At 71.7% G+C, this 12559-nt stretch carries 11 protein-coding genes; 4 read left to right on the plus strand and 7 right to left on the minus strand.

What is annotated here, in order from left to right:
• The first annotated feature begins 284 nt into the window (after positions 1–284).
• Complete coding sequence (locus ACQP17_RS08530; protein WP_433855718.1) at positions 285–1064, plus strand: transglycosylase SLT domain-containing protein; 780 nt, start codon at positions 285–287, stop codon at positions 1062–1064.
• Positions 1065–1164: 100 nt separating this feature from the next.
• Here the strand turns inward: ACQP17_RS08530 and ACQP17_RS08535 are convergent, their stop codons facing one another.
• Positions 1165–3723, minus strand: coding sequence for an FHA domain-containing protein (locus ACQP17_RS08535; RefSeq protein WP_433855719.1), 2559 nt, complete (start codon positions 3721–3723; stop codon positions 1165–1167).
• A gap of 532 nt (positions 3724–4255) precedes the next feature.
• Here ACQP17_RS08535 and serB point away from each other — a divergent pair.
• Complete coding sequence (gene serB / locus ACQP17_RS08540; protein ID WP_433855720.1) at positions 4256–5503, plus strand: phosphoserine phosphatase SerB; 1248 nt, start codon at positions 4256–4258, stop codon at positions 5501–5503.
• 179 nt (positions 5504–5682) lie between these two features.
• On the opposite strand, the gene ACQP17_RS08545 is transcribed toward serB, so the two are convergent.
• The 4 genes from ACQP17_RS08545 to ACQP17_RS08560 all read right to left on the minus strand — a co-directional run bounded on the left by ACQP17_RS08545 (position 5683) and on the right by ACQP17_RS08560 (position 8180).
• On the minus strand, positions 5683–6201 hold the full coding sequence (locus ACQP17_RS08545; protein WP_433855721.1) for a SixA phosphatase family protein: 519 nt from the start codon (positions 6199–6201) through the stop codon (positions 5683–5685).
• Positions 6202–6284: 83 nt separating this feature from the next.
• Positions 6285–6545, minus strand: a complete 261-nt coding sequence (locus tag ACQP17_RS08550) for a hypothetical protein (RefSeq protein WP_433855722.1) — start codon at positions 6543–6545, stop codon at positions 6285–6287.
• A 143-nt stretch (positions 6546–6688) separates the two neighbouring features.
• Positions 6689–6805 carry an SGM_5486 family transporter-associated protein gene (locus ACQP17_RS08555; protein ID WP_283782259.1) on the minus strand — a complete coding sequence of 39 codons (117 nt, stop codon included), beginning with the start codon at positions 6803–6805 and terminating at the stop codon, positions 6689–6691.
• Positions 6806–6821: 16 nt separating this feature from the next.
• Entirely contained in the window at positions 6822–8180 is a 1359-nt protein-coding gene (locus ACQP17_RS08560) for a CynX/NimT family MFS transporter (protein WP_433855723.1), read from the minus strand.
• 143 nt (positions 8181–8323) lie between these two features.
• Here ACQP17_RS08560 and ACQP17_RS08565 point away from each other — a divergent pair, with 143 nt between their 5' ends.
• Positions 8324–9007 (plus strand): FadR/GntR family transcriptional regulator, encoded by a 684-nt coding sequence (locus tag ACQP17_RS08565; RefSeq protein ID WP_433855724.1) that lies wholly within the window; start codon positions 8324–8326, stop codon positions 9005–9007.
• 163 nt (positions 9008–9170) lie between these two features.
• Here ACQP17_RS08565 and fabI read toward each other — a convergent pair whose 3' ends face one another.
• Positions 9171–9941 (minus strand): enoyl-ACP reductase FabI, encoded by a 771-nt coding sequence (gene fabI, locus ACQP17_RS08570; RefSeq protein ID WP_189102722.1) that lies wholly within the window; start codon positions 9939–9941, stop codon positions 9171–9173.
• 5 nt (positions 9942–9946) lie between these two features.
• Positions 9947–10651 carry a 3-oxoacyl-[acyl-carrier-protein] reductase gene (gene fabG, locus ACQP17_RS08575; RefSeq protein WP_433855725.1) on the minus strand — a complete coding sequence of 235 codons (705 nt, stop codon included), beginning with the start codon at positions 10649–10651 and terminating at the stop codon, positions 9947–9949.
• Between the two features lie 282 nt (positions 10652–10933).
• Here fabG and ACQP17_RS08580 point away from each other — a divergent pair, with 282 nt between their 5' ends.
• A complete protein-coding gene (locus ACQP17_RS08580; RefSeq protein ID WP_433855726.1) occupies positions 10934–12466 on the plus strand; it encodes a TldD/PmbA family protein in 1533 nt (510 codons plus the stop codon).
• Positions 12467–12559 lie beyond the last annotated feature (93 nt).

The following is a 12559-nucleotide window of genomic DNA, read 5'->3' on the forward strand; positions in this document are numbered from 1 at the left end:
CGAGATAAACCCTGCAGCATTGTGACGCCGAACATAGGACGCAGGTCACTTACGAGCCGGGTTAGTGGACCCGTGAATAGTTCGTGAGCTGGGAATCTCTTATTCGGGACGCAATATTCCCGCACCTGGTTCCACTAACTCGGATCGTACGTCACACCTTTGCCGTGGGAATTTCCGGCCGCTAAGAATGGCTCCCGTCGCTCGGCGCCGTGACCAGAACTCGGCGTTTGCCGCCGCTCACAGGCCCGTGCGATGTCCCCCCATCGGAAGAGGTCGTCCCCGCCATGCCCAAGCACGCCAATTCTGGTCTCCTTCGCCTGACCCGGACCCACAAGCTCTCCGTAGCCGGTATTGCCGCCGCCGGTGCCGCCGCGCTGGCCGTTTCCGTCGTGCCGGGTACCGGCGCCGACCACGGCAAGACCCAGGCCGCCGCCGTCGAGAACGTGAAGCCGGCCGCCTTCAGCGCCGTCGACACCGCCGCCCGCACCCAGCAGGCCACGATCGCCCGGCAGGCCGACACCTCCGCCGCCAAGGGGAAGGCCGAGGCCGCCGCGAAGAAGGTCGCCGAGCAGAAGGCGGCCGCCGCCAAGGCCGACAAGGTGAAGGCCGCCGCGAAGGCCAGGGCCGACAAGGCGCGCGCCGTGAAGGCCGCCGCGAGCCGGTCCGCCGTGCGCACCGCGATACCCGCCGCCGCCCCGAAGCCGGCCGCCAAGCCCGCCGTCAAGCCGGTCGCCAAGACCTACCCGAACAACCTGGACGGCTGGATCCGCGAGTCGCTGGACGTCATGGCCAAGAAGGGCATCCCGGGCTCGTACAACGGCATCTACCGCAACCTGATGCGGGAGTCGTCCGGCAACCCGAACGCGATCAACCTCTGGGACATCAACGCCCAGAACGGCATCCCGTCGAAGGGTCTGCTGCAGGTCATCGACCCGACCTTCAAGACATACCACGTCTCCGGCACCTCGTGGAACATCTACGACCCGGTCGCCAACATCACCGCCGCCTGCAACTACGCGGCCGACAAGTACGGCTCGATGGACAACGTCAACTCGGCCTACTGAGCCGCGGGGACGCACCCACCGCGCAGCCGCGCGCACACCGCCGAGGGGCGGCACCCGCTGTCGGGTGCCGCCCCTCGGGCGTGGCGGTGCGGGGGTGCGCCTACTTGCGCATGACCTCCGGCTCGTGGCGGCGCAGCAGGCGCGCGACGACGAAGGCGAGCCCGACGCCCAGGGTGATCAGGATGATCATGTCCATCACGTAGACGCCGGTCTGGTGCTTCCACAGCGGATCCGGGTTGCCCGGCTCCCACGGCAGCAGGGTGTTCATGTCGGCGGTCGCGCCCATCGCGGCGACGGCCCAGCGCGACGGCATCAGCCAGGCGAACTGGGCGACGCCCACGGTGTCGAAGAGCTGGAAGAGCACGCCGGTGAAGACGACCTGGACGATGGCGAACATGACCAGCAGCGGCATGGTCTTCTCGGCGGTCTTGACCAGCGCGGAGATGATCAGGCCGAACATCATCGAGGTGAAGCCGAGCGCGATGATCGCCAGCGCCATCTCGACCGCCGGGGCCTTCGCCACGATGAGGCCCTCGCTGGGCATGTTCCGGGTGGAGAAGCCGATCGCCGCGATGATCACGCCCTGGAAGGCCGTGACCACCCCGAGCACGATCACCTTGGACATCAGATACGCCGACCGCGACAGGCCGGTGGCCCGTTCGCGCTCGTAGATGACCCGCTCCTTGATCAGCTCACGGACCGAATTGGCGGCGCCGGAGAAGCACATGCCGACCGCGAGGATCAGCATGATCGTGCTCGCATCGCGATTGGTGCGGTGCTTTTCCAACGGGCCGTATCCGAGGCCGAAGTCGCTGGGAATCAGCATCGAGACCACACCGAGCACCGCGGGCAGAATCAGCATCAGCCCCAAAAAGCCCCGGTCGGAGGCGAGTACCGAGACATAGCGGCGCATCAGCGTCCAGAGCTGGGAGCCCCAGCTCTGGGATTTCTGTATCCGGGCCGGCGGCGCCTGGACATTGACCGACTGCGGGGCGACGGCGTCGAAGTCCGCCGCGTACATCTGGAAATGCGGGGAGCCGCGCCAGCGTCCCATCCAGTCGTAGTCGCGGTAGTTCTCGAACGCGGAGAACACATCCGCCCAGGTGTCGTACTGGAAGAAATTGAGCGCTTCCTCGGGCGGGCCGAAGTAGGCCACACCGCCGCCCGGGGCCATCACCAGCAGCTTGTCGCACAGGCCGAGTTCGGCCACCGAGTGGGTGACGACCAGGACCGTGCGGCCGTCGTCGGCAAGGCCGCGCAGCAGCTGCATGACATCGCGGTCCATGCCCGGGTCGAGGCCCGAGGTCGGCTCGTCCAGGAAGATCAGCGACGGCTTGGTCAGCAGCTCCAGGGCCACCGAGACCCGCTTGCGCTGGCCGCCGGAGAGCGAGGTGACCTTCTTGTCCTTGTGGACGTGGAGCTTGAGCTCGTGCAGCACCTCGTCGATCCGGGCCTCGCGCTCGGCCTCCGCGGTGTCGCCGGGGAAGCGGAGCTTGGCCGCGTACTTGAGGGCCTTCTGGACGGTCAGTTCCTTGTGCAGGATGTCGTCCTGCGGGACCAGGCCGATGCGCTGGCGCAGTTCGGCGAACTGCTTGTAGAGGTTCCGGTTGTCGTAGAGGACATCGCCCTGGTTGGCGGGGCGGTAGCCGGTCAGCGCCTTGAGGAGCGTCGACTTGCCGGAGCCGGAGGGGCCGATGACCGCGATCAGCGACTTCTCCGGGACGCCGAAGGAGACGTCCTTGAGGATCTGCTTGCCACCGTCGACGGTGACCGTGAGGTGGCGGGCCGAGAAGGAGACCTCGCCGGTGTCGACGAACTCCTCCAGGCGGTCGCCGACCAGCCGGAAGGTGGAGTGGCCGACGCCGATGATGTCGTTCGGGCCGATCACCTTGGTGCCGGACTTGGCGACCGGCTGGCCGTTGACATAGGTGCCGTTGTGGCTGCCCAGGTCGCGGATCTCGAAGCGGCCGTCGGGGGTGGCGCGGAACTCGGCGTGGTGGCGGGAGACCTGGAGGTCGGAGACGACCAGCTCGTTCTCCAGCGCACGGCCGATGCGCATCACCCGGCCCGTGTCGAGGCGGTGGAAGGTGGTCGGGCTGCGGTCGCCGCCGGCCGGGGCGCCGCCCGCCTGCGGCCCGCGGGCCTGCTGCGGGGGCACGCCCTGCTGCGGCTGCGGGGCCTGCTGGGCCTGCTGGGCCTGCTGGGGCGGGAGGTAGGGCGGCCGGTCGCCCTGCGGCGGGGCCTGCCAGCCCTGCTGCGCGGGCGGCTGCTGCTGCCCGGGCGGCGCCTGCCGGCCCTGCGCGGCCTGCTGCTGCGCCGCCGGGGCCGGCTGCGCGCCGAAGCCGTCGGCGGCAGATGCGGCGGACAGGGTCACCCGGGGGCCGTCGGTGGCGTTGCCCAGATGCACGGTCGAGCCGGCACCGACCTCCATCTGGTGGATCCGCCGGCCCTGGACATAGGTGCCGTTGGTGCTGCCCTGGTCTTCGATGATCCAGCTCTGGCCGGCCCACCGGACGGTGGCGTGCCGCCAGGAGACCCTGGCGTCGTCGAGCACCATGTCGCCCTGCGGATCACGTCCCACGTTGTAGGACCGGGACGGGTCGAGCGTCCAGGTCCTTCCGTTCAATTCGAGTACGAGTTCAGGCACTCCACGCCCCATTACATAGTCCCCCGAGTGACGCCCTGTATGGGAATCCAGGGATGGCGAACATCGTAGGAACTATTTCAGGCTGAGCCCACCGACCGGAAACCGGGACGCGGCGGGGCCGCACGGGCCTCGCCGGCGCGCCCGCCGAACACTCCCGGAGCACCGGAAGAGCCCCGGAAAGGCGGAGACCGCCCGATTCCGGATGTTCCGGGCGGGCCGGCTCCCGTCCGGGCGCGGGCCGCCCGCGCCGGGATGCCGTGCGGGTGCGGGGCGCAGGCGGCATGATGGAGGGGACGGACACCTCCCGGCCAGGCGGTCCGTCGCGACCGTGGGGTACCGCCCGGCCGAACGCGGCGGCCCGGCAGGGGCGTTGGCCCGCCGGGCCGGTCCCGTGGGCCGGGAGACCGGACACGAGTGCATAACGATCAACGGGGCGCCCGCTGCCAGGGGTGCCGGGCGCGGGCCGGGCGGCCCGGCGCCGCGCCGTTCCGAACCCCGGACAGGCGTACGGAAGCGGCCGCCCGGCGGTTACCGTAAGGGCACCATGAGCGCATCGCAGATCACGCCTGCCACCGCCGTACCGGGCGATGACGTACCGACCCTGCTCGTAAAGATCTTCGGGAAGGACCGTCCCGGCATCACCGCAGGTCTCTTCGACACCCTCGCCGCCTACTCCGTCGATGTCGTGGACATCGAGCAGGTCGTGACCCGGGGACGCATCACGTTGTGCGCGCTGGTCACCGCCCCCTCCCCCGCCGAGGGCTCCACCGGCTCCGCCGAGGGAGACCTGCGGGCCACCGTGCACAGCTGGGCCGAGTCGATGAGCCTCCAGGCGGAGATCATCTCCGGCCGGGGCGACAACCGTCCGCGCGGCACCGGGCGTTCGCACGTCACCGTGCTGGGGCATCCGCTCACCGCGGAGACCACGGCCGCGATCGCCGCGGCCATAACGGCCACCGGCGGCAACATCGACCGCATCTTCCGGCTGGCCAAGTATCCGGTGACGGCCGTCGAGTTCGCGGTCTCCGGTGCGCAGACCGCGACCCTGCGCAGCGTGCTGGCGCCCGAGGCCGCACAGCTCGGGGTGGACATCGCGGTGGTCGCGGCCGGACTGCAGCGCCGGGCCCAGCGGCTGGTCGTGATGGATGTCGACTCGACGCTGATCCAGGACGAGGTCATCGAGCTGTTCGCGGCGCACGCCGGCTGCGAGGCCGAGGTCGCCGAGGTCACCGCCGCCGCGATGCGCGGGGAGCTGGACTTCGAGCAGTCCCTGCACGCCCGGGTCGAGCTGCTCGGCGGGCTGGACGCGTCCGTGGTCGAGGCGGTGCGCAAGGAGGTGCGGCTCACCCCCGGCGCCCGCACCCTGGTGCGGACCCTCAAGCGGCTGGGCTACCAAGTCGGGGTCGTCTCGGGCGGTTTCACGCAGGTCACCGACGCCCTCCAGGAGGAGCTGGGGCTGGACTTCGCCTCCGCCAACACCCTGGAGATCGTCGACGGCAAGCTGACCGGCCGGGTCACCGGTGAGATCGTCGACCGGGCCGGCAAGGCCAGGCTGCTGCGCAGCTTCGCGCAGCAGGCCGGGGTGCCGCTGGATCAGACCGTGGCGATCGGTGACGGCGCCAACGATCTCGACATGCTCAACACCGCCGGGCTCGGGGTCGCCTTCAACGCCAAGCCGGTGGTGCGGGAGGCGGCGCACACCGCGGTGAACGTGCCGTTCCTGGACACCGTGCTGTATCTGCTGGGCATCACCCGCGAAGAGGTCGAGGCGGCGGAGACGCACGTCGGCTGAGCGGGGGCGGGACGGGCTCGCACGGGCCGGGACGCGAGGCGGCTCGGCGGGGCACAGGTAGCCGGACGGACTCCCCGCCAATGCGCACACACGAGGGCCCCGGCAGCGGGACAGCTGCCGGGGCCTCGTCGCGTCGTCCGGCCCGCGCCGCGCGCGCGGCGCGGGAGGGCGCTTCGGGATCAGTCCTGCGGGGTCCAGTACGCGACCAGCCGGGCCGTGCCGTGCTCCACCGACTTCCAGGAACCGTGGAAGCTGAGCACGGCCAGCGAGGCGGTCGGGAATCCGCTGCGGTTCATTCGCGGCAGCAGATTGCCCTCGGCCTCGCCCGAGAGCGCCTCGGCGAGGGCGTGCACACCCGGGTTGTGGCCGACCAGCATCAGGTCGGAGACGTCATCGGAGGTCTCGTTGAGCAGCGCGAGGAGCTCCCCGAGGGAGGCCTCGTAGATCCGCTCCTCATAGACGGTCTTGGGCCGCTGTGGCAGCTCGTGGACGGCGAGCTTCCATGTCTCACGGGTGCGGGCGGACGTCGAGCACAGGGTCAGATCGGGGGTGATCCCGGCTCCGGCCAGCCAGCGGCCGGCGACCGGGGCATCCTTGCGGCCGCGCTCGGCGAGCGGCCGCTCGTGGTCGCTGGACTCCGACCATTCGGCCTTGGCATGTCGGAGGAGGACAATCCGGCGTGGTGTATCGGCGCTCATGCGTCCCAGCTTCGCACGAAAGGCGGCGCGGGGCGCGGGGTGTTGAACTGCTGATTCCGCCTCTTGGCACGGTCCGCGGACGGTCATCCGGCACCACTGCGGACAATCCTGGCCAAGATCTCCAGCAGCGGGCCCAGGCTCTGCGGCACCTCGGCGGCGCCGGCCCGGGGGGCGCCGGCGACGAGCGCCAGCAGGACCGCGAAGGAGACCACCGGCAGGGCCGGCGCCCACCACGGCAGCCGCGGCCGCGGACGCGGGGGTATCGCGGCGGGAGACCGGCGGAAGGCGGCGGGCATGGTGATCGCCTCCGTGGCGGCGCGACGGGCGGCGCGGCCGCGGGTCACGGTGCGCCCACCGCGGGATGCGGTGTGCTTCGACGCTACGGTTCCGCGTCCGCCGTTCCCACCCGGGAAACCACCCACTCGTCCCTGACGCCGGCCCCCTAGGGGAGGGTGGGGCGGCCCCCACCCTCGCGTCCCGGCGAGCCCTACGGGGCGGCGAAGCTCGCGATGATCGCGACGAGAACGGTCACCCCGAGCATGGCACCCAGCACGAGGAGCAGCTTCTTGTGGCTGTTCTGCGGATTCGGTTCGAGCACTGGCATGGGCCCAGTGTCGCACTCAGGCCTCGTCCTCGATGCGGCGGTCCCGGCCGGCCAGCACCCCCACCACGATCTGCGGCACCATCAGCCCCGCCATCAGGGCGATCGGCAGCCCCCAGCCGCCGCTGTGCTGGTAGAGCGCGCCGACCAGCAGCGGTCCGGGGAGGGAGAGCAGATAGCCCACGCACTGCACGAAGGCCGACAGCTTGCCGACGCCGGCGGCGCTGGTCGCGCGCATCCCGATCATCGTCAGGGCCAGCGGGAAGGCGCAGTTGGAGACGCCCATCAGCAGCGCCCAGGCCCAGGCACCGGCGGCCGGGGCCAGCCACAGCCCCGCGTACCCGGCCAGGCCGCACAGGCCCAGCAGCACCACGACCGGACCCTGGTGCGGCATCCGGGACGCCAGCCGCGGCAGGACGAAGGAGAGCGGGACGCCCACCGCCATGGTGACCGCGAGCAGCACCCCGGCGGTGCCCGCCGAGACCCCCGCGTCGCGGAAGATCTGCGGCATCCAGCCCATCGTGATGTACGCGGCGGTGGCCTGCAGGCCGAAGAAGAGGGCCAGCCACCAAGCGGTCGGTGAGGAGGCGATCCGCAGGGGGGCCTCCTCGGTGCGCACCGCGGCGCCCGCGGACGGTCCGGCGGCGGCTCCGCGCTGCCGTGCCACCACGAGCCAGGGCAGTACGGCGACGGCGGACAGCACCGCCCACCCCGCCAGCCCGAACCGCCAACTGCCGCCCAGCGCCCCGGTCATGGGCACGGTCAGCGCCGCGGCGAGCGAGGTGCCCAGGGCCAGCGCCATGGAGTAGAGCCCGGTCATCGAGCCGACCCGGTCGGGGAACCAGGCCTTGATCACGACGGGTATCAGCACATTGCTGACCGCGATGCCGGCCAGGGCGACCGCGCTGGCGGCGACGAAGCCGCCGGTGCCGCCGGCGAAGGGGCGCACCGCGACGCCCAGGGTGATCGCGGCCAGCCCGGCGCAGACGACCGTGCCGGCCCCCCAGCGCCTGGCCAGCCGGGGCGCGGCGATCCCGAAGGCCGCGAAGCACAGGGCGGGCACGGAGGTCAGCAGCCCGGCGACGGTGCCGCTCATGCCGAGGCCGTCACGGACCTCCTCCATGAGCGCGCCGAGGCTGGTGATGGGCGGGCGGAGGGTGAGCGCGGCGAGGACGAGGCCGGCCGTCAGGATCCGCAGCAGCCAGCGGGCGGCCGGTACGCCCGCCGCCGTGCCCGGCGGTTCACCGGACGCCGAGCCGGGAGGTCTGCCCCGGACGGCGCCGGACTCACCGTGGCCCGGGCGGTCGGCCGGGCGGGCGGAGGGGTTGGTGGTCGGCTCGGCGCCGGTGCCGAGGGTCGCGGTGTCGTCGTGTGCCATACACCCATCATAGAATCATGGGATGAATTCCTGTCCAGTGGAAATCGATACCCTCTGCTGGCCCGCCGCGGCGCCGGGGACCAGCCGGTTCCCCCGCGCCGCACGGCGACCGTCCGACTCCCCTGCCACCCCGGAGCGCCGCCATGCCCCTGTCCTCGCCCCACCGGTCCGCGCTGGCCGACCAGGTGATCTCGCAGCTGCGGGCCCAGATCACCTCCGGCGAGTGGCCGGTGGGATCCCGCATCCCGACCGAGCCGGAGCTGGTCGAGCAGCTCGGGGTGGCCCGGAACACCGTCCGCGAGGCCGTCCGGGCGCTGGCCCACAACGGGCTGCTGGACATCCGGCAGGGCTCGGGCACGTACGTGGTGGCGACCAGCGAGCTGGCCGGGGTGATGAACCGGCGCTTCGCGGCCGCCGAGCCCCGTCACATCGCCGAGCTGCGCAGCGCCCTGGAGGCGTCCGCCGCCCGGCTCGCCGCCCGCCGTCGCACCGATCATGACCTGCGGCAGCTCGACACCCTGCTGGAGCGGCGCGAGCGGGCCTGGGAGTCCGGCGCGGCGGAGGCCTTCGTGGAGGCGGACGCGACCTTGCACATGGCGATCGTGGCGGCCGCGCACAACGAGGTGCTGGCCGAGATCTACGCCGACCTCGGGGGCGTCCTGCGCGACTTCCTGCGGGCGGACGTGGGTGAGGAGCTGCGGCCCGAGGGGCACATGGACCACTCCCGGCTGGTGGCGGCGATCCGTGCGGGCGACGGCGACCGGGCCGCCGCGGAGGCCGGTGCGCACCCCTTCGGCTGCCGGCTCGCCGGCCCGGAAACGGACTGACCACCGGCCGGGGCGGCGGCCCGATCACCGTGGCACCCCGGCCGGACCGTCCGCGCCGCCCGGCCCGGAACCACGTACCGCCCCGCCCGGAAACCTCGTACCGCCCGCCCCGGCGAACCGGGACGGGCGGTACGAGGACGTACGGAGGACGTACGGGCGGGCGTCAGGCGCCCATCATGTGCACACCGCCGTCGACGTGCACGATCTCGCCGGTCGTCCGCGGGAAGAAGTCGGACAGCATGCCGACGACGCCGCGGCCGGCCGGCTCCGGGTCGGCCAGGTCCCAGCCGATCGGGGCGCGGTGGTTCCACACGTCCGCCAGCTCCTCGAAGCCGGGGATGGACTTGGCGGCCATCGACTTGATCGGGCCCGCCGAGACCAGGTTGCAGCGGATGTTCTTGGCGCCGAGGTCACGCGCGAGGTAGCGGTTGGTGCTCTCCAGCGCCGCCTTGGCCACACCCATCCAGTCGTACTTCGGCCAGGCGATCTGCGCGTCGAAGGTGAGGCCGACGACCGCGCCGCCGTGCTCCATGAGCGGCAGGCAGGCCATCGTCAGCGACTTGTACGAGTACGCCGAGACCTGGACCGCGGTGCCCACGTCCGACCACTCCGCCTCCAGGAAGTTGAAGGCGCCCTGCGGGCCGAAGGCGATGGAGTGCACGATGCCGTCGAGACGGGCGCCCTCGCCCTGGTGCTCGCGGATCTTGTCGGCCAGCCCGTCCAGGTGCTCCTGGTTGGTGACGTCCAGCTCGATGACCGGCGCGGGCTTGGGCAGCCGCTTGGCGATCCGCTCGACGAGCGAGAGCCGGCCGAAGCCGGTGAGGATGACCTCGGCGCCCTCGTTCTGGGCGACCTTGGCCGCCTGGAACGCGATCGACGACTCGGTCAGGACTCCCGTGACCAGGATCCGCTTGCCTGCGAGGATTCCACTCATGCTGATCAGTGACCCATGCCCAATCCGCCGTCGACGGGAATGACGGCTCCGGTGATGTACGCGGCCTCGTCGGAGGCCAGGAAGCGGACCGAGGCGGCGATCTCCTCGGGCTGCGCGTACCGCGCGAGCGGTACCTGCTTGACGATGCCCTCCCGCTGCTCATCGGTGAGCACACGGGTCATGTCGGTGTCGACGAAGCCGGGGGCGACGACGTTGACGGTGATGTTGCGGCTGCCCAGCTCCCGGGCGAGCGAGCGGGCGAAGCCCACCAGCCCGGCCTTGGAGGCGGCGTAGTTCGCCTGGCCCGGGGCGCCCATCAGGCCCACCACGGACGAGATCAGCACGACCCGGCCCTTGCGGGCCCGCAGCATCGCGCGGTTGGCGCGCTTGACCACCCGGAACGTGCCGGTGAGGTTGGTCTCCACCACCGAGGTGAAGTCCTCCTCGGACATCCGCATCAGCAGCTGGTCACGGGTGACGCCGGCGTTGGCCACCAGCACCTCGACCGGACCCTGCTTCTCCTCGATCTCCTTGTACGCCTGCTCGACCTGCTCGCTGTCCGTGATGTCGCACTTCACGGCCAAAAACCCCGCGGGCGGCTCGCCCGAGCGGTAGGTGATGGCGACCTTGTCGCCTGCCTCGGCGAAGGCACGGGCAATGGCGAGGCCGATGCCGCGATTACCTCCGGTGACCAGAACCGAGCGGCTCAAGAGATCACCCTTTCCGTTTTCTGTCCGTCCTGCGTTCGATACGAAACTATCGGTCACGAGGCACTTCCGTGGAATCGAGCACGGACAGGCGCGTGCGCCGGTGACTGTCGGGATCCCACAGAACCACGCCCCGGGCACCGCGTTCGCGGACCCCGCCCGGCCGTGTCGTACCGACCCCGGAGCCGCCCCGTCCGGCCGACGCACCCGCGCCCCGCTCCGCCGCGCACTGGGCCGCGGGCCCGCCGCAGGGCATGATGCAGGCGCCGACCACGGGAGGACTCCTTGCCTGCACGCCATGCCCTCGACGACTCGTTCCTGGCGCTGCCGCTGCGCGCGCTGGCCGACGCCGCGCTGGCCCGGGCCCGCGCACTGGGCGCCGACCACGCGGACTTCCGTCTGGAGCGGATCCGCAGCGCCGCCTGGCGGCTGCGGGACGCGCGGACCTCCGGAACCTCCGACACCACAGACCTCGGGTACGCGGTGCGGGTGGTGCACGGCGGCGCCTGGGGCTTCGCGTCCGGGGTGGATCTGACGATGGACGCGGCGGCGCGGGTGGCCGCGCAGGCCGTGGCGATGGCGAAGCTGTCGGCGAAGGTGAGCCGCGCGGCGGGCTCCGACGAACGGGTCGAGCTGGCGGCGGAACCCGCGCATCCGGACCGCACCTGGGTCTCCTCGTACGAGATCAACCCGTTCGACGTGCCGGACGCCGAGAAGACCGCGCTGCTGGCCGACTGGAGCGCGCGGCTGCTGGCCGACAAGGGCGTGGCCCACGCGGACGCCTCGCTGCTGACCGTCCAGGAGAACAAGTTCTACGCCGACACCGCGGGCACCGGCACCACCCAGCAGCGGGTGCGGCTGCACCCCGAGCTGACGGCCGTCGCCGTGGACCCGGTGAGCGGCGACTTCGACTCGATGCGCACGCTCGCCCCGCCGGCCGGACGCGGCTGGGAGTACCTGACCGGCGGCCACCACGACTGGGACACCGAACTCGCCCGCCTCCCCGAGCACCTCGCCGAGAAGATGCGCGCACCCGGCGTCGAGGCCGGCACCTACGACCTGGTGGTGGATCCCTCCAACCTCTGGCTGACGATCCACGAGTCGGTCGGCCACGCCACCGAACTGGACCGCGCGCTGGGCTACGAGGCGGCGTACGCGGGCACCTCGTTCGCCACCTTCGACCGGCTCGGCACGCTGGCGTACGGCTCCGCGCTGATGAACGTGACCGGCGACCGGACCGCCGAGCACGGCCTCGCCACGATCGGCTACGACGACGAGGGGGTGGCCGCCCAGTCCTGGGACCTGATCAAGGACGGCACCCTGGTCGGCTACCAACTCGACCGCAGAATCGCCAGGTTGACCGGCTTCTCGCGCTCCAACGGATGCGCCTACGCGGACTCCCCGGACCATGTGCCGGTCCAGCGGATGGCGAACGTCTCCCTCCAGCCGGCCCCCGACGGACCGTCCACCGACGAACTGATCTCGGGCGTGGAGCGAGGCATCTACGTCGTCGGCGACCGCTCCTGGTCCATCGACATGCAGCGGTACAACTTCCAGTTCACCCAGCAACGCGCGTACGCGATCCGGAACGGGCGCCTGGCCGGCCAGCTGCGCGACGTGGCCTACCAGGCGACCACCACCGACTTCTGGGGCTCCATGACCGGCGTCGGCGGCCCACAGACGTACGTCCTCGGCGGCGCCTTCAACTGCGGAAAGGCCCAGCCCGGCCAGGTCGCCGCGGTCTCCCACGGCTGCCCGTCGGCACTGTTCCGGGACGTGAACATCCTGAACACGGCGGCGGAGTCGGGACGTTCCTGAGCGGGAGCTAACTGAATCGAGGCAGCGCGTGCGAATGCCCCGGACGCCCGCGCGGGGTCAACGGGCAGCCGGGGCAGGGCAGGCGCGGCTGCG

It is taken from the genome of Streptomyces kronopolitis (assembly GCF_050953795.1).
GTDB lineage: Bacteria > Actinomycetota > Actinomycetes > Streptomycetales > Streptomycetaceae > Streptomyces > Streptomyces kronopolitis_A.

Coding starts and splice junctions, on each gene's coding strand:
- ACQP17_RS08535 (WP_433855719.1), bottom strand. CDS start 3,723: ATGGGGCGTGGAGTGCCTGAACTCGTACTCGAATTGAACGGAAGGACC.
- ACQP17_RS08565 (WP_433855724.1), top strand. CDS start 8,324: ATGCCCCTGTCCTCGCCCCACCGGTCCGCGCTGGCCGACCAGGTGATC.
- ACQP17_RS08530 (WP_433855718.1), top strand. CDS start 285: ATGCCCAAGCACGCCAATTCTGGTCTCCTTCGCCTGACCCGGACCCAC.
- ACQP17_RS08555 (WP_283782259.1), bottom strand. CDS start 6,805: ATGCCAGTGCTCGAACCGAATCCGCAGAACAGCCACAAGAAGCTGCTC.
- ACQP17_RS08560 (WP_433855723.1), bottom strand. CDS start 8,180: ATGGCACACGACGACACCGCGACCCTCGGCACCGGCGCCGAGCCGACC.
- serB (WP_433855720.1), top strand. CDS start 4,256: ATGAGCGCATCGCAGATCACGCCTGCCACCGCCGTACCGGGCGATGAC.
- fabI (WP_189102722.1), bottom strand. CDS start 9,941: ATGAGTGGAATCCTCGCAGGCAAGCGGATCCTGGTCACGGGAGTCCTG.
- ACQP17_RS08545 (WP_433855721.1), bottom strand. CDS start 6,201: ATGAGCGCCGATACACCACGCCGGATTGTCCTCCTCCGACATGCCAAG.